General features: G+C 70.5%; 19 protein-coding genes. 10 read left to right on the plus strand and 9 right to left on the minus strand.

Translation table 11 applies throughout. From position 1 onward, the window contains the following. The first annotated feature begins 66 nt into the window (after positions 1-66). Together BKK81_RS30400 and BKK81_RS30405 are read left to right on the plus strand one after the other, a co-directional pair. Positions 67-1,071, plus strand: a complete 1,005-nt coding sequence (locus BKK81_RS30400; RefSeq protein WP_083384572.1) for a tripartite tricarboxylate transporter substrate binding protein — start codon at positions 67-69, stop codon at positions 1,069-1,071. A gap of 93 nt (positions 1,072-1,164) precedes the next feature. Then, positions 1,165-2,103, plus strand: coding sequence for a helix-turn-helix domain-containing protein (locus BKK81_RS30405; RefSeq protein WP_071022670.1), 939 nt, complete (start codon positions 1,165-1,167; stop codon positions 2,101-2,103). Positions 2,104-2,152: 49 nt separating this feature from the next. On the opposite strand, the gene BKK81_RS30410 is transcribed toward BKK81_RS30405, so the two are convergent. The 5 genes from BKK81_RS30410 to BKK81_RS30430 form a co-directional block, all read right to left on the minus strand. Continuing rightward, on the minus strand, positions 2,153-3,742 hold the full coding sequence (locus tag BKK81_RS30410; protein ID WP_071020727.1) for an FMN-binding glutamate synthase family protein: 1,590 nt from the start codon (positions 3,740-3,742) through the stop codon (positions 2,153-2,155). Between the two features lie 171 nt (positions 3,743-3,913). Continuing rightward, a complete protein-coding gene (locus BKK81_RS30415; protein ID WP_071020729.1) occupies positions 3,914-4,375 on the minus strand; it encodes an HU family DNA-binding protein in 462 nt (153 codons plus the stop codon). Between the two features lie 413 nt (positions 4,376-4,788). Further along, positions 4,789-6,504 carry a class I adenylate-forming enzyme family protein gene (locus tag BKK81_RS30420; RefSeq protein ID WP_231908145.1) on the minus strand — a complete coding sequence of 572 codons (1,716 nt, stop codon included), beginning with the start codon at positions 6,502-6,504 and terminating at the stop codon, positions 4,789-4,791. Positions 6,505-6,613: 109 nt separating this feature from the next. Continuing rightward, positions 6,614-7,576, minus strand: a complete 963-nt coding sequence (locus tag BKK81_RS30425) for a cyclase family protein (RefSeq protein WP_071020732.1) — start codon at positions 7,574-7,576, stop codon at positions 6,614-6,616. Between the two features lie 220 nt (positions 7,577-7,796). Beyond that, positions 7,797-8,099, minus strand: a complete 303-nt coding sequence (locus tag BKK81_RS30430) for a hypothetical protein (protein ID WP_071020738.1) — start codon at positions 8,097-8,099, stop codon at positions 7,797-7,799. Positions 8,100-8,210: 111 nt separating this feature from the next. Between BKK81_RS30430 and BKK81_RS30435 the strand changes: the two genes are divergently transcribed. From BKK81_RS30435 to BKK81_RS30445, 3 genes are read left to right on the plus strand one after another with little or no spacing between them, the layout of a single operon-like run. Beyond that, on the plus strand, positions 8,211-8,573 hold the full coding sequence (locus BKK81_RS30435) for a PepSY domain-containing protein (protein ID WP_071020740.1): 363 nt from the start codon (positions 8,211-8,213) through the stop codon (positions 8,571-8,573). Positions 8,574-8,577: 4 nt separating this feature from the next. After that, positions 8,578-9,249 carry a response regulator transcription factor gene (locus BKK81_RS30440; RefSeq protein WP_071020743.1) on the plus strand — a complete coding sequence of 224 codons (672 nt, stop codon included), beginning with the start codon at positions 8,578-8,580 and terminating at the stop codon, positions 9,247-9,249. Further along, positions 9,246-10,667, plus strand: a complete 1,422-nt coding sequence (locus tag BKK81_RS30445; RefSeq protein WP_231908146.1) for a sensor histidine kinase — start codon at positions 9,246-9,248, stop codon at positions 10,665-10,667. The genes BKK81_RS30440 and BKK81_RS30445 overlap by 4 nt, the downstream gene beginning before the upstream one ends. A gap of 62 nt (positions 10,668-10,729) precedes the next feature. Here BKK81_RS30445 and BKK81_RS30450 read toward each other — a convergent pair whose 3' ends face one another. Further along, a complete protein-coding gene (locus BKK81_RS30450) occupies positions 10,730-11,227 on the minus strand; it encodes an Mpo1 family 2-hydroxy fatty acid dioxygenase (protein ID WP_071020745.1) in 498 nt (165 codons plus the stop codon). Between the two features lie 145 nt (positions 11,228-11,372). Between BKK81_RS30450 and BKK81_RS30455 the strand changes: the two genes are divergently transcribed. The 5 genes from BKK81_RS30455 (at position 11,373) to BKK81_RS30475 (ending at position 16,967) form a co-directional block, all read left to right on the plus strand. After that, positions 11,373-12,116 (plus strand): Crp/Fnr family transcriptional regulator, encoded by a 744-nt coding sequence (locus tag BKK81_RS30455; RefSeq protein WP_071020748.1) that lies wholly within the window; start codon positions 11,373-11,375, stop codon positions 12,114-12,116. Positions 12,117-12,176: 60 nt separating this feature from the next. Next, complete coding sequence (locus tag BKK81_RS30460; protein ID WP_071020750.1) at positions 12,177-13,034, plus strand: arylamine N-acetyltransferase family protein; 858 nt, start codon at positions 12,177-12,179, stop codon at positions 13,032-13,034. A 314-nt stretch (positions 13,035-13,348) separates the two neighbouring features. Next, positions 13,349-14,113 (plus strand): SDR family oxidoreductase, encoded by a 765-nt coding sequence (locus BKK81_RS30465; protein WP_071020753.1) that lies wholly within the window; start codon positions 13,349-13,351, stop codon positions 14,111-14,113. Positions 14,114-14,212: 99 nt separating this feature from the next. Next, a complete protein-coding gene (locus BKK81_RS30470) occupies positions 14,213-15,970 on the plus strand; it encodes a class I adenylate-forming enzyme family protein (protein WP_071020756.1) in 1,758 nt (585 codons plus the stop codon). A gap of 94 nt (positions 15,971-16,064) precedes the next feature. Then, positions 16,065-16,967 (plus strand): acid phosphatase, encoded by a 903-nt coding sequence (locus BKK81_RS30475; RefSeq protein ID WP_083384574.1) that lies wholly within the window; start codon positions 16,065-16,067, stop codon positions 16,965-16,967. Between the two features lie 90 nt (positions 16,968-17,057). Here BKK81_RS30475 and BKK81_RS30480 read toward each other — a convergent pair whose 3' ends face one another. The 3 genes from BKK81_RS30480 to BKK81_RS30490 form a co-directional block, all read right to left on the minus strand. After that, the gene (locus BKK81_RS30480; protein WP_071020759.1) at positions 17,058-17,528 is read right to left on the minus strand and encodes a CreA family protein; all 471 of its coding nucleotides are present in this window, start codon (positions 17,526-17,528) and stop codon (positions 17,058-17,060) included. A gap of 10 nt (positions 17,529-17,538) precedes the next feature. Next, positions 17,539-18,027 (minus strand): acyl-CoA thioesterase, encoded by a 489-nt coding sequence (locus BKK81_RS30485; RefSeq protein WP_071020761.1) that lies wholly within the window; start codon positions 18,025-18,027, stop codon positions 17,539-17,541. 164 nt (positions 18,028-18,191) lie between these two features. Continuing rightward, entirely contained in the window at positions 18,192-18,473 is a 282-nt protein-coding gene (locus tag BKK81_RS30490) for an HU family DNA-binding protein (RefSeq protein WP_071020764.1), read from the minus strand.

Raw genomic sequence — 18,473 nt, forward strand, 5'->3', positions numbered from 1 at the left:
AAGGGCGAACGAGAACGAGGAGACAGCACCATGAGACAACCGACCGCGGGCGCGAGCGCCCGCTCCATGCGTCCCGGCGCGCGGCGCCGCGCGCCGGCACGGGCCTTCGCCCTGCTGGCGGCACTGGGCGCGGCGGCGCTGTTCGGCGCCGGCCCGGCCGCGGCCGCCGAGCCTTATCCGCAACGGCCCATCCGCCTGGTGCTGCCCTATCCGCCCGGCGGCCCGACCGACCTGCTGGCGCGCGTGGTCGCCGTGCGCATGGGCGACACGCTCGGGCAGAGCGTGGTGGTCGACAACAAGCCCGGCGCCAGCGGCATGATCGGCGCCGAAGCCGTGGCACGCGCCGTCCCGGATGGCTACACCCTGCTGGCCAATGCCTCGCTGCATGTGATCAATCCCAGCATCTACCCCAGGATGCGCTACGACGCCTTCCGCGATTTCGTGCCGGTCACCCAGCTCGCCGAGGTGCCGCTGGTGCTCGTCGTCAACGCCGATTCGCCGGTGCGCACGGTGCAGGACCTGATCGCGCTGGCCAAGGAGAAGCACGGCGCCCTCAACTTCGGCTCGGCCGGCAACGCCTCGGCGCAGCAACTCGCGGGCGAGTCCTTCAAGCTGGCCGCGCATGTGTCGATGCAGCACGTGCCCTACAAGGGCAGCTCGCCCGCGCTGACGGACCTGATGGGCGGACAGATCCAGCTGATGTTCGACTCGATGCCGTCGGCCATGCCCTTCATCAAGTCGGGCAAGCTGCGCGCGGTGGCCGTCACCACCCGCAAGCGCGCCCGCGCGCTGCCCGACGTGCCGACCGTGGCCGAGTCGGGCCTGCCCGGCTTCGACATCAGCACCTGGTACGGGCTGTGGGTGCCGCGCGGCACGCCGCCGGCGGTGGTCGAGACACTCGCCACCAACGCCGCGCAGGCGCTGCGGCAGCCGGAAGTGCAGCGCCAGTATGCCGAGATGGGAGCGGAACCGGTCGGCTCCACGCCGGCGGAATTCGCCCGCTACACCGAGGCCGAGGGCCGCAAGTGGGCCGAGATCGTGCGCCGCTCGGGGGCCAGGGCCGACCAGTGAAGCCCGCCGGGGCTCAGGCCCCGGGCCGGAGCCGATAGACAGGCGCCCTGCCGCGGCGGGACAATGGCGGCCCCGGCGCCCGTCCTTGCCGCGATGAAAACCGTACCGACCTATTCCCTCTACGGGGTCAACTCCAACGAGCCCCTGCTGGAGCAGCTGCATTTCGAATCGATCCCGGCCCGCAGCCGCGTCAACGACTGGGAAATCAAGCCGCACCGGCACGAACGCTTCTTCCAGATCCTCTATGTGCACCATGGCGGCGGCGAGGCCCTGCTCGACGAGGAACGGCTGGCGCTGGCGGAGCGCACCCTGGTGGCGGTGCCGCCGCGCTGCGTGCACGGCTTCCGCTTCACGCCGGACGTGGACGGCATCGTCATCACCATGACCGACCACTACCTGCGCAACCTGCTGGCCGGCGTGCCGGACGCGCTACCGCTGTTCGCGCGCCCCTTTCACGACCGCGTGGGCAGGATCGGGGGCACGGAGGACTCAGCGAACCCGGGCGGCCCGCTGGCGGGGGGCGATGCCGTGCTGGCCGGCGCGCTCGGCCTGTTCCGCGCCGAGATACACGCCGTCTCGCTCTGGCGCGGGGCGGCGCTGGCAGCACTGCTGTCGCTGATACTGGTCGGCATCGCGCGGCGGCGGGCCGCGGCGGGGGCTGCGGAAACGGCGCCGGCCGGCGGCCGCACCGCGCGCCACTTCCGCCAGTTCCAGCAACTGCTGGAAGCCGGCTTCCGCCAGCACCAGGACGTCGCCCACTACGCCGCCGCGGTCGGGGTCACGCCGACCCAGCTGAACCGTATCTGCCAGCAGCTGGCGGGCAGCTCGGCGCTGCGCCTGATCCACTCGCGGCTGGTGGTCGAGGCCCAGCGCGACCTGCTGTACAGCGACCTCGACATCAAGCAGATCGCCGCCACGCTGGGCTACACCGATGCCGCCTACTTCGCCCGCTTCTTCATGCGGCACGTGGGGCAGACGCCGACCGCCTTCCGCCAGCAGGGCCGCGCGCGCCTGCCGGCGCCGGGTGCCTGAGCAGCGGCTCGCCGGGGCACTACGTCGCGCCATATCGTGCCATGTCGCGCTACAGCGCGAAGCTGTCCGAACGGGCCATCGGCCAGTACTTTTCGTAGAGCTGATAGCGGTAGTTGCCGTTGAGCAGGTCGCCCGGCGCCAGGAACTTCAGCAGGTCGGACAGCAGGCGCACCTCGTTGACCGAGACCCTGCGCACGATATGGTGTGCGCGCAGGTCTGAGGGATGCTGCAAACCCGCGGCCTGCAGCAGTTCCTGCAGCGCATGCAGCGTGTGCCGGTGGAAATTGGCCACGCGCTCAGCCTTGTCGGGCACCACCACGGCGCGCTGGCGCACCGGATCCTGCGTCGCCACGCCGGTCGGGCAGCGGTCGGTATGGCACTTCTGCGCCTGCACGCAGCCCAGCGCGAACATGAAGCCGCGCGCCGAGTTGCACCAGTCGGCGCCGATCGCCAGCGTACGCGCCACGTCGAAGGCCGTCACCAGCTTGCCGCTGGCGCCGATGCGGATCTTGTCGCGCAGGTTCACGCCGAGCAGCGTGTTGTGCACCAGCAGCAGGCCTTCCTGCAGCGGCGTGCCGATATGGTCGACGAACTCGAGCGGCGCCGCGCCGGTGCCGCCTTCGGCACCGTCCACCACGATGAAGTCCGGCAGGATGCCGCTCTCCAGCATGGCCTTGACGATGCCGAAGAACTCCCAGGGATGGCCGATGCAGAGCTTGAAGCCGGTCGGCTTGCCGCCCGACAGGTCGCGCAGGCGGTCGACGAACTGCAGCAGGCCCAGCGGCGTGGAGAACTCGCTGTGGCGGGCCGGCGAGACGCAGTCCTGCCCCAGCGGCACGCCGCGCGTGGCGGCGATCTCCGGTGTCACCTTGGCGGCAGGCAGCACGCCGCCGTGGCCCGGCTTGGCGCCCTGCGACAGCTTGACCTCGATCATCTTGACCTGCGGCGAGCGCGCCTGCTCGGCGAACTTGTCCGGGTCGAAGCTGCCGTCCGCGCGGCGGCAGCCGAAGTAGCCGGACGCCACCTCCCAGATCAGGTCGCCGCCTTCCTGGCGATGGTAGGGGGAAATCGAGCCCTCCCCGGTATCGTGGATGAAGCCGCCGATGCGGGCGCCCCGGTTGAGCGCGCGGATGGCATTGCCGGACAGCGCGCCGAAACTCATGGCCGAGATATTGAACACCGACAGCTGCACCGGCTGGGCGCGCTGCGGCCCCACGGTGATGCGGAAATCCGCCGAGTCGATGCGGCTCGGCGCCAGCGAATGGCCGACCCACTCGTGGCCGACCGCGCGCACGTCCAGCTCGGTGCCGAAAGGCCGGCTGTCGACCTCGCTCTTGGCACGCTGGTAGACGATGCTGCGCTGCTGCCGGGAGAAGGGCATCTCGCCGGTGTCGTCCTCGATGAAGTACTGGCGGATCTCCGGCCGCACGAATTCGAAGAAGAAGCGCAGATGGCCCCAGATCGGGTAGTTGCGCAGGATGGCGTGGCGCGACTGCAGCAGGTCGTGCAGGCCCACCAGCAGCAAGGCCGACGGCAGCACCAGCCACCAGGCGGAGGCGCGGTGCGCGGCGGCCAGGGCGGCCAGCACCGCCAGGGCCAGCACGGCCGACCACACCGCACCGTAGCGACGAGAGAACATGGGGACTCCTTGAGCGCCGGCGTGGTGCCGGCAACGCGGGCATTATCCTCTCATCGAGCCGCCGCCGCAGGCCGGAACGCGCCTCATTGCCGTTGCGATCCGGCGGCGGCGCGGCAATAAAAAAGGGAGCCGCGAGGCGGCTCCCTTTCAAGCTTGGACTGCGGAGGCGAATTACAGCGCGGCGTCCTTCAGCTTCTTCAGCGGGCGGACCTTGACCTTGACGCTGGCCGGCTTGGCCGGGAACCAGCGCTCTTCACCGGTGAACGGGTCCTTGCCGAAGCGCTTCTTCTTCGCCGGCACTTGCTGCGCGGTGACCTTCAGCAGGCCCGGCAGCGTGAATTCGCCGGCGCCCTTCTTGTGCAGCGCGCTGACGATGGTGTTTTCCAGATGGGCCAGAACCGACTTCACGGCCTTGGCTTCCAGCTGGGTCTGAGCAACCAGGTGAGCGACCAGGCTCGACTTGTTGAAGGTGTCCTTCAGCGGGCGCGGCGTCGGCGCGGCAGCAGCCGGCGCGGCCTTCTTGGCAGCAGCAGCAGCCTTCACGGGAGCCTTCACGGGAGCCTTGGTTGCCGCGGCCTTCTTGGCAGCGGGCTTGGTTGCAGTCTTCGCGGTCGGTTTCGCTTTGGTCGCCATATCGATATACGTGAGTTGAACAGAATGGTGCCGGCCGGTTCGTCGCTGCGGTGGTGCGCGGAAGCGCTTCCCGCCAACCGACGCGCCCTTGCCGGCGCCCACTGAATCATAGCGGAAACTGCGACACGTCAAGGACTTTTCGTGCATGCGGCAAGCCAAACCGGGTGAAAACCCCGTGTTTTGTCGCTGCTTTACCTCAGCAGCACACTGCGATGGACATGCGGTACCTGATTTCACCGCTGCGGCAACGCTGCGCAACGCGGCCCCACGGCGCGCGCGGACCGTGCGCAGCTTGCGGAACCGCGCGCGCAGGAGGCCGGCAATGCGCGACGGCGGCCCCCGTTGCCACCGCGCAGGCAGACGGCGCTCCGGCGCTCCGGCGCTACCCGTCCGCGCTCCCGCGGTCCGCGACGCTAGCCCCGCAGCTCTCGCCGCAGGATCTTGCCGGTCACCGTCTTCGGCAGTTCGTCGAGGATGGCGACGATGCGCGGGTACTTGTAGGCCGCCATGCGCTCCTTGCAGTAGGCCACCAGCTCTTCCGGAGTCGCCTGCGCCTGCGGTTTCAGGCTGACCACGGCCTTGACGGTTTCGCCCCGGTAGTCGTCCGGCACCCCGACCACGGCCGCCTCGCGCACCGCCGGGTGGGTGTACAGCACGTCCTCCACCTCGCGCGGCCAGACCTTGTAGCCGCCGGCGTTGATCATGTCCTTCTTGCGGTCGACCAGGTAGAACCATCCGCGCTCGTCCATGAAGCCGACGTCGCCGGTGCGGAAATAGCCGTCGACGATCGCCTTCGCGCTTTCCTGCGGCTTGTTCCAGTAGCCCGGCACGATCATCGGCCCGCGCGAGATGATCTCGCCCACCTCGCCGACCGGCAGCGGGCGGCCCTCGTCGTCGCCGATATAGGACTCGACGTTGAACGCCGGCACGCCGACCGCCAGTGCCCCGGAGGCGGGATCGACCGGCGCCTCGCTGCCGAAGGGCACCACGTGGGTGGGCGAGTTGGTCTCGGTCAGGCCGTAGCCGTTGTGGATGTAGTGCCCGAAGCGGGCGCGGAAGGCCTCGACCACGCTGGGCGGGATCGGCGCCCCGCCGGAATAGATGCGCGTCAGCGTGGCGAAGTGCTCGCGCGTGGCCTGCGGGTGGTTCATCAAGGCGATGAAGACCGTGATGGAACCGATGGTGAAGGCGACGCGGTGCTCGCGGATGGCATCCAGGATCACGCCCGGCTCGAAGCGGCAGGCCAGCACCAGCGGCGCCGCGCAGATGAAGGCCGCGCCGATATGCCCGACCAGCCCTGTGATATGGAACAGCGGCGCCACGCCGAGAATGGGGGCCCCTTCCTGCAATGCGATCCAGTCGCGGTAGACCTGGGCATTGAAGGCGATGTTGCCGTGGGTATTCATCGCTCCCTTGGGCACCCCGGTGGTGCCCGAGGTGTAGACCAGCATGGCGATGTCGGACGGCCCGAGCAAGACCGGCGGCGGACGGCTGCCGCGATGGGCCGCGATGACCCCGGCCAGGTCTTCGGCGCCCGCGAGCGCCTCGGCCGGCACGCGCCGCCCGCCGGCGAACAGGCGGGGATCGAGGCGCGACTGGTACTCCAGTTCGGAGGTCGTCATCACCGCCGGCTGCAGCGCCGGCTGGCCGCGCGCGGCCAGCGCGGCCAGCCCGGCCTCTTGCGCGAGCAGAGGATGCACCACCTCGGCATACAGCGACTCGTGGCAGACCAGCAGGCGCGCGCCGGAGTCGGCGAGCAGCAGGCGCAACTCGCGCGCGCGGTTCATCGGGTTCACCGGCACCGCGATGGCGCCGATCTTCCACGCCGCCACCAGGGCGATGACGAACTGGGGCACGTTCTGCAGGTAGATCGCGATGCGGTCGCCGCGCGCGCAGCCGCGCGCCAGCCAGGCGCAGGCGAGCGCGTCGGACTGGGCATCGAGTTCCGCGTAACTCAGGCTGCCGTCGAAGTAGAGGATGGCCGGCCGCTCTCCGGCACGCGCCACGGCGGCGCGGAACACGCTGAGCGCATCGGTGAAGGCGGGAGCGATGGCATGCGGCTGGCCGGCCTGGTAGCGGGCCAGCCAGGGTTTGCCGTCGTAGGGAGTGCTGCTGGGCAGGGACATCATGTGCCCTCCTGGAAGCGGACACCGCGGCGCGGCCCGGGGGCGCGCCGGCGTCGGGGAAACGCCCGGCGCGGGCGCCGGGCGCGGGACGGGGCAGGCCGTGCTGCGGCGCCTACTTGATCACCACCGGATTGACCGGCGCGCCGCTGCCGTTGACCACCTTCAGCGGCGCCGCCGTGTACAGGAAGGACCATTGGCCATCCTCGGCGCAATCGGCGGCGAGCGGGTCGAGCTGCGCGATCTCGGTCAGCGTCACGCCCAGGTTGCGCATCAGCGCATTGTGCAGCGGCAGCGCCACGCCCGAAACGGGGTCCATGGTGACCTCGTTGGCGATGGTGTCGGTCACCAGGTTGGGGATCTCCATCTTGTGGAACCACTCGACCAGCTCCGGGCTGTAGGTCAGGCCCGGCTCGATGAAGTTCTGGTAGAACTCGGTCTGGTCGCGATGGTAGAAGGAACCGATCCAGCCGGTGCGGATGATCAGGATGTCGTGCTTCTCGATGCGCACGCCCTGCGTCTCGGCGGCCTGCAGCAGGTCCTGGTGGGTGAAGGTCTCGCCGGGATCGAGCACGTCCTTGCCGCGATGGCGCGCCATGTCGATCAGCACGCCGCGCCCGACCACGCCGCGCTCGGCGATGGGCAGCACGCTGGCCTTGTCGAGGCCGCCGATGGTCGACCTGGCATCGAAGCCGTTCCACAGCTGGTCGCCGTACCACACGTGGCCCAGCGCGTCGTACTGGGTCGAGCCCTGCAGGTACATGATCATCATGTCGTCCGCGTACTCGCCTTCGCCGGGGAAGACCGGACCCTTGCCGCACAGGTAGTGGCCCTTGTCCATCACGTTGAGACGGCGCGCCTGCGCGCGGCCGGGCCAGACCGGGTCGCCCTTGGGATGGCCCATCTGGATCTGCAGCGTGAACGTCTTGCCGGAGCGCACCGCGGCGACGCCGCGCAGCACCTCCGCCTGGGTCAGGTAGTTGAGCGAACCGACTTCGTCGTCAGGCCCCCACCTGCCCCAGTTCTTCGGCGCGTCGCGCAACAGCTCTGCCACGTGTGGAACGTTCTTCGATTCCATGCCTTGTCTCCTTCCATTCGCACTTCGAGGGTAGAAACACCGCCGCAATGGTCATGTCGAGCATTCATGGCAGACCATGCGTCGGACGTATAAATTCGAACGGTCGTGCGTTTTATCGCGGTCGAGTGTAGTGCAGCCCGAGAAAGGTGTCCATGCGAGACGGCCCAGGCAGGCCGCCGTACATTCGCCATGGCGTGCAGGCATCGCTGCGCGCGCGGCGCTAGCCCTCGTCGCCGTCACGCTCATCGAGGCAGGCGGCCAGCAGCGGCCCCGCTGCCAGCGCGCCCAGCGCGATCAGCGCCAGGCTGCTGCCGCAGCGCCGCCATTCGGCCAGCACGGCGCCGAGGCCGGCATGCAGCGCGAACAGGGCGGCCACGCCGAGCAGGCTCGACAGCGCCGCCAGCGCCAGCAGCGCCTGCGTGCGGAGCGAAGCGGGTGGCGCGGCGCGGCCGTCAGGCGAACGGACGGCGCCGGGACGCGCGGCGTGAGAGATATCATGCTGGCGTGTAAGCTCTGCGGGCATGGCGGTGCGGGACGGTGGAGAGGCTTCGCAGTCTGCGCCCGCCCGCCTGAACGCCGGCTGAGCCCGCCGTTCAGCTTCCGTTCAGCGCATCCCTGGCACGCTCCTTCGCCTATGCTCCATGCCTCCCGCTTCCGCCGGCCGCCCCGGCGCCCTGCCATCCTCGCGGCCCTGCTGCTCGCGCTGTCGCTGGGCCCGTCCCTGCCCGCGCGCGCCGACAAGGACGCGGACCGCGCGCGCGCCGCCGTGCAGGCCGGCGAGATCCTGCCGCTGTCGCGCATCCTCGACACCGTCTCGCGCCAGTTCGCCGGCGATGTGATCGGCGTCAAGCTGGAGCGCGACGACGGTGCCTGGCAGTACGAAGTCAAGCTGCTGCTGCCGAACGGCTCGGTGGCCAAGCTCGAATACGATGCCCGCAGCGCGGCCCTGCTCAAGGCCAAGGGACACGGCATCGAGCAGGCCAGGAAGGGCTCCTGACATCATGCGCATCCTGCTGGTGGAAGATGAAGCCGCGCTGGCCGCGCAGGTCGGCGCCAGCCTGCGCGAGGCCGGCTATGCCGTGGACCATGCCGCCGACGGCATCGACGGCTGGCACCTGGGCAGCGAAGAGCCCTACGACGCCGTCATCCTCGACCTGGGCCTGCCGCGCCTGGACGGCTTGACCGTGCTGCGCCGCTGGCGCGCCGCGGCGGTCGCGGTGCCGGTCCTGATCCTGACCGCGCGCGACAGCTGGACCGAGAAAGTGGAAGGCATCGATGCCGGCGCCGACGACTACCTGGCCAAGCCGTTCCGCATGGAAGAGCTGCTCGCGCGCATCCGTGCGCTGATCCGGCGCGCGCACGGCATGCCGTCGCCGGAGCTGGCCTGCGGTCCCGTGCGGCTCAATGCGCGTGCCGGCACCGTGAGCGTGGACGGCGCCCCGGTCGCGCTCACCGCGCACGAGTTCAAGGTACTCGACTACCTGATGCACCATCCCGGCGCCGTGATCAGCAAGAGCACGCTGACCGAGCACATCTATGCGCAGGACTTCGATCGCGACAGCAACACCATCGAGGTCTTCGTCGGACGGCTGCGGCGCAAGCTGGGCGTCGACGTGATCGAGACCGTGCGCGGCCAGGGCTACCGCCTGCGGCCGCCACCGGAGCCGGCATGAGCGCGCCGCCGCGCGCAGGCACCGGCGCGGGCGGCCGCGCCGGCGGCATGCTGCGCCATTCGCTGGCGCTGCGCCTGCTGGCCGTGGCGGCGGTGTGGCTGGTGGCGGCGCTGGGCGGCACCGGCTGGCTGTTGTCGGCCCTGTTCGCACGCCATGTCGACCAGACCTACGTGCGCCAGCTCGAACACCAGCTCAGCAGCCTGGCCGCCGCCCTCGACTGGGACGGCGGGCACCTGGTCCTGACCCGCGCGCCGGCCGACCCGCGCTACGAGCTGCCGTATTCGGGCGCCTACTGGCAGGCCCGTGCCGGCAAGGCGCTGCTGCGCTCGCGCTCGCTGTGGGATACGGAAATGCCGGCCGCCGCCACCCGCCGGGTGGATGGCACCACCGCCGACGTGCGGCCGGGGCCGGAGGGCCAATCGCTGCTGGTGGTGGCGCGGCGCATCGTGCTGGCATCGGCCGACACGCCGGTCGAGCTGGCCGTGGCACTGGACCGCACCGAGTTGCGCACCGCGCGCCAGGCCTTCAACCGGATGCTGTGGTGGTCGCTGACGGCACTCGGCGCCGGCCTGCTGCTCGCGGTGGCGGCACAGGTGAAATTCGGCCTGGCGCCGCTGGCGCGCTTGCGACAGGCCCTGGCCGGCATGCAGGCGCGCCGCGAGAGCCGCCTCGGCGGCGCCTGGCCGAGCGAGGTCGAACCGCTGGTGCGCGAGATCAACGCGCTGCTGGCGCACAATGCCCAGGCGCTGGAGCGCACGCGCCGGCAGGCGGCGGATCTCGCCCACGCGGTCAAGACACCGCTGGCCGTGCTGGCCAACGACGCGGACGCGCTGCCCGGCGCGGCGGCGGCATCCGCGCGGCGGCAGATCGAAGCAATGCGGCGCCAGGTGGAACGGCACCTGGCGCGCGCACGCGCTGCCGGCGCGGCCGCCTCGCGCGGCACGCGCATCGACGCCGCCGCGGCAGCCGCCGAACTGGCGCGCGCGCTGGGCCGCCTGCACGCGGCGAAGGGACTCGAGATCGCGGTGGACGGCAGCGGGCATTTCGCCGGCGACCGGCAAGACCTGCTGGAAATGCTGGGCAACCTGTTCGACAACGCCTGCCAGTGGGCGCACTCGCGCGTGCGGGTCTCGCTGTCGGAGTCCGGCGCGGAGTCCGGTGCGGCCCCTGCCGGCACCGTGGACAATGCCACCGCCGGGGCCATGCTGCAGGTGCTGGTGGAAGACGACGGCCCCGGCATGCTACCCGAGGCGCGCGCCCTGGCCACCGAGCGCTTCGGCCGCCTCGACGAGAGCGCCGCCGGCAGCGGCCTGGGCCTGGCCATCGTGACCGAGGTGGCCGGCCTCTACGGCGGCCGCCTGACGCTGGACAGCAGCCCGCTCGGCGGGCTCGCCGCGCGCCTGACGTTGCCTGCCTGACGTTATCTACCTGAAGCGGCTGGCATGCTGCGAACCGGCCGGCGCGCTGCGCCGCCGGCCGCTCAGTGCGCGCGTGCCTCCATCGCAGCGCGCGTCTCGCGCGCCAGCCCCAGCCAGAAGGCGGCCTCGGCCACCAGGAACAGCGGCCCCACGATCAGTCCCGTCAGGTCGTCGACGAAAGCGGGCTTGCGCCCCTCGTAGTAATGGCCGACGAACTGGATGATCCAGCCCACCACGAACAGGCCGATGCCTGCCGCCAGCCATTGTGCCGTGGGCAGACCCGCCAGCCAGGCGCCGGCCTGCAGGAAGCCGCCGAGCAGGACCAGCATGGCCAGGCCGAAGCCGAGCGAAAGGCGCAGGTAGAACAGGCAGGACAGTGCGTACACCACCATGGCCGGCGTCACGAAGGCCGAGCCGTCGCCCAGCGCCAGCGCCGGCCGGCCCAGCAGGGTGGTCACGGACAGCACGATCATCGGTATGCCGACGAAATGCGTCAGCACGTTGCGCGGATCGCGATGGTAGGCGGCATAGCCGGCCAGGTGCTCGATCAGTGTCTTCATCCAGGTCTCCTTGAGGCTCGGCGCGGTCCCGCCGGGATCGGAAGCGGGCGCGCCATTCGGGCTGGCCGTATAGTATTAGGCAGCACCGGCCGGGTCTGTCCGGTTTTTGACAGTTGCCCGGCCGCCAAGACTGGAGATATCGACCATGGGCATCGCATCGCAGCCCACCCGTTCACGGCCCCCGCATCCCACCCTGGCGCCGCCGGCATTCGCTACCGTGCAGGAAGGCGCCTGGTTCCGCACCCTGCCCGCGCCCTTGCGCGAGGCACTGCTCGAAGATGCCGCCACGCGCTCGCTCGCCCCCGGCCAGGCGCTGTTCTCGCGCGGCGACCCGTTCGACGGCCTCTACTGCGTGCTGAGCGGGACCGTGCAGGTCGATGCCGTCAGCGCTGCCGGCAAGGCCGCCCTGCTGGGGCTGCTGGAAGCGGGCACCTGGTTCGGCGAGATCTGCTTGTTCGACGGCCTGCAGCGCACCCACGACGCGCACGCCGTCAGCGCCGCCAGCGTGTTGCTGGTGCCGCGCGAGAAGCTGCTGCGGCGGCTGCAGGCCCACCCCGAGTGGTGGCCGGAATTCGGCCGGCTGCTGGCGGCCAAGACACGCCAGGCCTTCCGTTTCGTCGAGGAGGCGCAGTTGCTGGCGCCGCTGGCGCGCACTGCGCGCCGGCTGGCCGCGCTGGCCCAGGGCAATGGCGGCGGCACCGGCGCAAGCCAGGCGGCGCCGGCCCCGCGCACCCTGCGCATCCCGCAGGAACAACTCGCGCAGATGCTCGGCCTGTCGCGCCAGACCGTCAACCAGGCCCTGCGCGACCTGGAAGCGCGCGGCCTGCTGCGCCTGCACTACGCCGGCATCGAGCTGCTCGACCCGGATGCGCTGGCGGCGCTCGGCTAGGCGACACGCCGCCCGCCCCCTGCACGCGCCCCTGCGCTGCCGCTCAACGTTCCCGCCGCCATGACGACACTCGACCCCGCCCGCCTGCGCGCCTACCTCACCCGCGTCGGCATCGATGCACCGGCACGGGCCGAGCGCGACGCGCTCGATGCGCTGATCGCCGCGCAGCTCGCGGCCATCCCCTTCGAGAACATCGACCCCTTGCTGCGCCGGCCCGTCGCCATCGATGCCGACAGCGTGTTCGACAAGCTGGTGACACGCGCACGCGGCGGCTACTGTTTCGAACTGAACACGCTGCTGGCCGCCGCGCTCGAGGCGCTCGGCTTCCGCGTCACGCCGCTGGCGGCGCGTGTGCGCTGGCAGGTGCCGCCGGACCGGCTGACGCTGCAGACACACATGCTGCTGCGCGTCGAAGCGGCGCACCGCAGCTACATCGTCGACGTCGGCTTCGGCGGCCCGACGCCGGACCGCGCGCTGCCGCTCGACGGCGAGCGCGACGACACCCGGCCCTATCGCCTGGCCGCGGTGCCGGCATCGGCCGCGACCGGCGCCTACCCGGCCTTCGATCTCGAAGCGCGCGGCGACGGCGGCTGGCGCCAGGTCTACCGCTTCGACCTCGCACCGCAGCATTGGCTCGATTTCGTGCCGCGCAACTGGTACGTCGCCACGCATCCCGACAGCATCTTCCTGCGCCGCCTGATGGTGGCACGCACCGAGGGCAGCACCCGCCTCACGCTGGGCGATGGCGAATTCGCCGCCCGCGCCGCCGACGGCAGCGTGCAGCGCGAGCGGCTGGCGGATGCGCAGGCGGTGCTGGACGTGCTGGACACGCGCTTCGGCATCGTGCTGGACGCCGCCAGCCGCGCCGGACTGGCGCAGGCGCTGCCAGCCTTGCTGGCCGGCGGCCGCCCGGCCTGACAGGGCGGGGATTACCGCACGTCCCGATGCGCTCCGGCAGGTCCCGACGCGGCCCGCCCGGGGCGCGCGGGCCGGCGTGTCCTGCACTGCAGGCGGCACCATGCACCGCGCGCATTGCCGGCAAAAAGAATGCTGATATGCGCGCCGCCGCGCGCCCGCGGCTGTGGACTGGGCCGCGCCGCCTCACACATAATGTACCGGTCGGTAAGGCAGTGCCCCGCGGCGTCGCCGACGCCGGGCCATCGCCGACCAATCCAAGCGGAAAGCCAGCAGCGCCGCCCTGACGGGACGGCCGCGCATCATCAGGAGACAACATGTCATTGTTTGATCTGACGGGCAAGGTTGCCATCGTCACGGGCTCGTCGCGCGGCATCGGCCGCGCCATCGCGGAGCAACTGGCCGTGCAGGGAGCCAAGGTAGTCATTTCCTCGCGCAAGGCAGAGGCCTGCCAGGAAGTCTGCGATGCCATCAACGCGCGCCACGGCGCCGGCACCGCCATCGTCGTGCCCGCCAATATCTCCTCCAAGGAAGACCTGCAGAACCTGGTCGACGAGACCAACCGCGCCTTCGGCAAGATCGACGTGCTGGTCTGCAACGCCGCCTCCAACCCCTACTTCGGCCCGATGGCCGGCGTCAGCGACGACCAGTTCCGCAAGGTGCTGGACAACAACGTCATCTCCAACCACTGGCTGATCCAGATGGTGGCGCCGCAGATGATCGAGCGCAAGGACGGCTCCATCATCATCGTCTCGTCGATCGGCGGCCTGCGCGGCTCGCCCACCATCGGCGTCTACAACATCTCCAAGGCCGCCGACTTCCAGCTCGCGCGCAATCTCGCGGTCGAGTTCGGCCCGCACAATGTGCGCGTCAACTGCATCGCCCCGGGACTGATCAAGACCGACTTCGCCCGGGCCCTGTGGGAGGATCCCGAGCGCTACAAGCAATCCACCCAGGGCGCGCCGCTGCGCCGCATCGGTGAGCCGGTGGAGATCGCCGGCGCGGCCTGCTACCTGGCCTCGCCGGCCAGTTCCTTCATGACCGGGCAGGCCCTGGTCGTCGACGGCGGCGTCACCATCTGATCCCTGATCCGGGCAGTCCCGCAGCGACGGCCCGGCGCACCGGGCCCCGCGCCCGCGTGCCCGGCCCCATCCAACCTGCCTGCAGACAGGGAGGCAGTCATGACTAGCCCTTCGCCCGCCGGCGCCTGGCCGGCCATCAGCCTGGCCGAGGCGCACGCGCGCCTGACCGCGCCCGGTGCCCCGTTCGAAACCGAAACGGTGACGGTACGCGGAATACCCGTCACCACCTGGAAGAACGCGCCGCCGACGCTGCGCGAGCTGTTCCTGCTGGGCCGCAGCCACGGCGACAAGACCTTCGTCGTCTACGAGGACGAGCGCGTTTCCTATGAAGCCTTCGCCCGCGCCGCGCTGACCGTGGCCGATGCGCTGGTGCGCGACGGCGTGCGCAAGGGCGACCGCGTGGCCCTGGCCATGCGCAACCTGCCCGAGTGGCCGGTTGCCTTCTATGGCGCACTGCTCGCCGGCGCCATCGTCACGCCGCTCAATGCCTGGTGGACCGGCGCCGAGCTGGAATATGGCCTGGCCGACTCGGGCAGCCGCGTCGCCATCGTCGATGCGGAGCGCCTGGAGCGCATCGCGCCGCATCTCGGCGCCTGTCCCGCGCTGCAGAAGATCTACGTCTCGCGCAGCGAAGGCGCGCTGCCTGCATTGCCGGCCGGCGTGCAGGTGCGCGCGCTGGAGTCGCTGCTCGGCCCGGCATCCGACTGGCAGGGCCTGCCGCCCTGCGCGCCGCCGGACATTGCGCTCGCGCCGGACGACGACGCCACCATCTTCTACACCTCGGGGACCACCGGCAAACCCAAGGGCGCCATCGGTACCCACCGCAACGCCAGCGTGGTGGCAATGGCGGGCCTGCTCAGCCCGATGCGCAACTTCCTGCGCCGCGGCGAGCCGATCCCCACGCCGGATCCCAAAGCTGCGCAGAAGGGCTCGCTGCTGTCGGTCCCCTTCTTCCACGTGACCGGCTGCATGGCGGTGCTCAATGCCACCATCGCCAGCGGCGGCAAGATCGTGCTGATGCACCGCTGGGACCCGGTGCGCGCGATGGGGCTGATCGAGCGCGAGCGTTGCACCGCGGCCGGCGGTGTGCCGACCATCGCCTGGCAGATCATCGAACATCCCGAGCGTGCGCGCTTCGACCTGTCTTCCCTGGAAAACGTCAACTACGGCGGTGCGCCGGCCTCGGCGGAACTGGTACGGCGCATCAAGGAAGTCTTCCCGGCTTCCGCGCCCGGCATCGGCTGGGGCATGACGGAAACCTCGGCCACCTTCACCAGCCACAGCGCGGAAGAGTACGTGCACCGGCCGGAAAGCGCCGGTCCGGCGCTGCCCATCGGCGAGATGAAGATCGTCGACGAGATGGGCAAGGCCTTGCCGCCCGGGCAGGCCGGCGAACTGTGGGTACGCGGCGCCAACGTCGTGCGCGGTTACTGGAACAAGCCGGAAGCCACGGCCCAGACCTTCGTCGACGGCTGGCTCAAGACCGGCGATATCGCGCGCCTGGACGAGGAGGGCTATCTCTACATCATCGATCGCATGAAGGACATGCTGATCCGTGGCGGCGAGAACATCTACTGCATCGAGGTGGAAAGCGCCCTGTACTCCCATCCGGCGGTGATGGACGCTGCCGTGGTCGGCATCCCGCACAAGACGCTCGGCGAGGAGCCCGGCGCGGTGGTCAGCCTCAAGCCGGATGCCGGCGTCAGCGAGGCCGAACTGCAGGACTACCTGCGCGAGCGGCTGGCGGCCTTCAAGGTGCCGGTGCGTATCCTGTTCTGTCCCGATATGCTGCCGCGCAATGCCAATGGCAAGATCCTGAAGTCCACGCTGCGGGCCATGTTCGGGCCGGCGGCCTGAGACCGCCCCGCCCTCCTGCCGCCCGGCTCGCGACGGGCCCGGCGGCAGGCCGGGAACAAGAACAAAAACAGGAAGTAGAAAGGAGACCACCCCGATGCCATCACTCCCAGCGACGATAACGCCGCCGCAGCCGGTCCGCCCCCGCCCTGCCGGCGTGGCGCTGGCGCTGCTCGGCGCCGCCGCCCTGCTGGCCCTGGGCGGCTGTGCCGCCGGCCCCGGTGCCGCTGGCAGCCCGATCGGACAGGTTCCCGAAATCCGCCCGGGCATCCTGGCCGGCTACCTGCCGCGCCAGGACCTGCCCGACAGCCTGGTGCTGGTGCCCCCGCCGCCCGCGCCGGGCTCCGCCGCCCAGGCGCTCGACGACGACATCGCGCGCCGCGCCACCGCGCTGCGCGGCAGCGCGCGCTGGCAACTTGCCAGCGAGGACGCCGAACTCGGCTTCCCGAAGGCGGCCGGCGCCTTCAGCTGCGTGCTGGGGGCCCCGGTCAACGCCCAGGACACGCCGCACCTCTACCTGCTGCTGCGCCGCACGCTGGCCGATGCCGGACTGGCAACCTACCGCGCCAAGGACCAATACCAGCGCAAGCGGCCGTTCATGGTCAACGGGCAGCCGACCTGCACGCCGCAGGAAGAGGCCAAGCTCGTCAAGGACGGCTCCTATCCCTCCGGCCACAATGCGGTCGGCTGGGCCTGGGCGCTGGTGCTGGCCGAAGTGGCGCCGGAACGCGCCACCGCCATCCTCGCGCGCGGGCGCGCCTTCGGCGACAGCCGCCTGGTCTGCAATGTCCACTGGCAGAGCGACGCCAATGCCGGCCGCGTGATGGGTGCCGCTGCGGTCGCGCGCCTGCATGCCGACCCGGTGTTCCGCGCCGACCTGGCGCTGGCGCGGCAGGAACTGGCCGCCGCGCGCACGCGCGGCCTGGCGCCGGAGCGCGACTGCGCCGTGGAAGCTGCCGCCATGGCACAGTGGCCCGCCGCGGCGCCGGCAGGCCAATAAAAGGCGACGGGATGGGACGGACGGCGGCACCCGCCGGCGCGTCCCCCAATGGCAGGGAGCGCGCCGGCGCGCGGTGGCCCTGCCGACCGGCTATTTGACCGGGATCGGCGTGGCCGCTTCGACCGGCACCGCGGTGACGCTGTTCTGCGGGCTGCCACTGACGATGCGGTCGGAATAGGTCAGGTAGACCAGGGTGTTGCGCTTGCGGTCGACCGCGCGCACCACGTGCAAGGTCTTGAACAGGATGGACATCCGCTCCGAGAACACATTGTCCTGCTGGCGCAGCGGTGCCTTGAAGGCGATCGGCCCGACCTGGCGGCAGGCGATCGAGGCCTCCGGCGGATCCTCGGCCATGCCCAGCGTGCCCTTGATGCCGCCGGTGCGCGCACGCGAGACATAGCAGGTGACGCCAGCCACCTGCGGATCGTCATAAGCTTCGATGACGACCTTGTCGGAACCGGTCACGCGGAAATTGGTGCTGACGCTGCCGATCTCCTCGGCCTGCGCCGCCGCGGCCGCCAGCAGGAAGCCGGCGGCCAGCACGCTGGCAATGGTGCGCATCGCGTCTCCCTCAGGCCGCCGGGGCGGCCTTGATCTGGTGCTGGCGCGCCTCCATTTCCTGGCGCAGCGCGCGCCGCTGCTGAGCGGCGGCGAAGCGCTCGCGCTCGACCTTGTCGCGGGGCTGCAGCGGCGGCACCTCGGTCGGCTTGCCGTCGTCGTCGACCGCCACCATGGTGAAATAGCAGCTGTTGGTGTGGCGCACCAGCTTGCTGCGGATGTTCTCGGTCACCACCTTGATGCCGATCTCCATCGAGCTGCGCCCGGTGAAGTTGACCGCCGCCAGGAAGGTCACCAGTTCGCCTACGTGGATGGGCTGGCGGAAGGTCACCTGGTCCACCGAGAGGGTGACCACGTAGCTGCCGGCATAGCGGCTGGCACAGGCATAGGCCACCATGTCGAGATACTTCAGGATCGTGCCTCCGTGCACATTGCCGGAGAAATTGGCCATGTCCGGCGTCATCAGCACGGTCATGGAAAGCTGGTGGGGCAATTCGTTCATGATGCTACCTGGTGCCAAGGAAAGTTCGGCGCCCGCAGGGCGCGGCCCGGCCAGTGTACCGCCGGAACAGGCTGCCGGCCGTGACACGGCGCGGCGTCATCGCGCCGCAAAATGAAAAGCGGCCGCAAAGGCCGCTCTATCGCGAAGCATGGACCGCGGACGGCTTACTTCTTCTTGTTCACAGCGTCCTTGAAACCTTGACCAGCCGCGAACTTGACCGTCTTCGCAGCCGGAATCTTGATCGTCTCGCCGGTGCGCGGGTTACGGCCGGTGCGCGCTGCGCGCTTGCCCGAGCTGAAGCTGCCGAAGCCCACCAGCGTCACCGAGTCACCCTTGGAGACTGCCTTCTTGATATTGTCCAGCGCGGCATTCAGCGCGCGCTCTGCTGCAGCATTGCTCAGTTCCGCGTCCGCGGCGATGGCAGATACCAGTTCACCTTTATTCAT

The organism is Cupriavidus sp. USMAHM13 (assembly GCF_001854285.1).
Classification (GTDB): Bacteria; Pseudomonadota; Gammaproteobacteria; order Burkholderiales; family Burkholderiaceae; genus Cupriavidus; species Cupriavidus malaysiensis.

Coding starts and splice junctions, on each gene's coding strand:
- BKK81_RS30400 (WP_083384572.1), top strand. CDS start 67: ATGCGTCCCGGCGCGCGGCGCCGCGCGCCGGCACGGGCCTTCGCCCTG.
- BKK81_RS30405 (WP_071022670.1), top strand. CDS start 1,165: ATGAAAACCGTACCGACCTATTCCCTCTACGGGGTCAACTCCAACGAG.
- BKK81_RS30410 (WP_071020727.1), bottom strand. CDS start 3,742: ATGTTCTCTCGTCGCTACGGTGCGGTGTGGTCGGCCGTGCTGGCCCTG.
- BKK81_RS30415 (WP_071020729.1), bottom strand. CDS start 4,375: ATGGCGACCAAAGCGAAACCGACCGCGAAGACTGCAACCAAGCCCGCT.
- BKK81_RS30420 (WP_231908145.1), bottom strand. CDS start 6,504: ATGATGTCCCTGCCCAGCAGCACTCCCTACGACGGCAAACCCTGGCTG.
- BKK81_RS30425 (WP_071020732.1), bottom strand. CDS start 7,576: ATGGAATCGAAGAACGTTCCACACGTGGCAGAGCTGTTGCGCGACGCG.
- BKK81_RS30430 (WP_071020738.1), bottom strand. CDS start 8,099: ATGCCCGCAGAGCTTACACGCCAGCATGATATCTCTCACGCCGCGCGT.
- BKK81_RS30435 (WP_071020740.1), top strand. CDS start 8,211: ATGCTCCATGCCTCCCGCTTCCGCCGGCCGCCCCGGCGCCCTGCCATC.
- BKK81_RS30440 (WP_071020743.1), top strand. CDS start 8,578: ATGCGCATCCTGCTGGTGGAAGATGAAGCCGCGCTGGCCGCGCAGGTC.
- BKK81_RS30445 (WP_231908146.1), top strand. CDS start 9,246: ATGAGCGCGCCGCCGCGCGCAGGCACCGGCGCGGGCGGCCGCGCCGGC.
- BKK81_RS30450 (WP_071020745.1), bottom strand. CDS start 11,227: ATGAAGACACTGATCGAGCACCTGGCCGGCTATGCCGCCTACCATCGC.
- BKK81_RS30455 (WP_071020748.1), top strand. CDS start 11,373: ATGGGCATCGCATCGCAGCCCACCCGTTCACGGCCCCCGCATCCCACC.
- BKK81_RS30460 (WP_071020750.1), top strand. CDS start 12,177: ATGACGACACTCGACCCCGCCCGCCTGCGCGCCTACCTCACCCGCGTC.
- BKK81_RS30465 (WP_071020753.1), top strand. CDS start 13,349: ATGTCATTGTTTGATCTGACGGGCAAGGTTGCCATCGTCACGGGCTCG.
- BKK81_RS30470 (WP_071020756.1), top strand. CDS start 14,213: ATGACTAGCCCTTCGCCCGCCGGCGCCTGGCCGGCCATCAGCCTGGCC.
- BKK81_RS30475 (WP_083384574.1), top strand. CDS start 16,065: ATGCCATCACTCCCAGCGACGATAACGCCGCCGCAGCCGGTCCGCCCC.
- BKK81_RS30480 (WP_071020759.1), bottom strand. CDS start 17,528: ATGCGCACCATTGCCAGCGTGCTGGCCGCCGGCTTCCTGCTGGCGGCC.
- BKK81_RS30485 (WP_071020761.1), bottom strand. CDS start 18,027: ATGAACGAATTGCCCCACCAGCTTTCCATGACCGTGCTGATGACGCCG.
- BKK81_RS30490 (WP_071020764.1), bottom strand. CDS start 18,473: ATGAATAAAGGTGAACTGGTATCTGCCATCGCCGCGGACGCGGAACTG.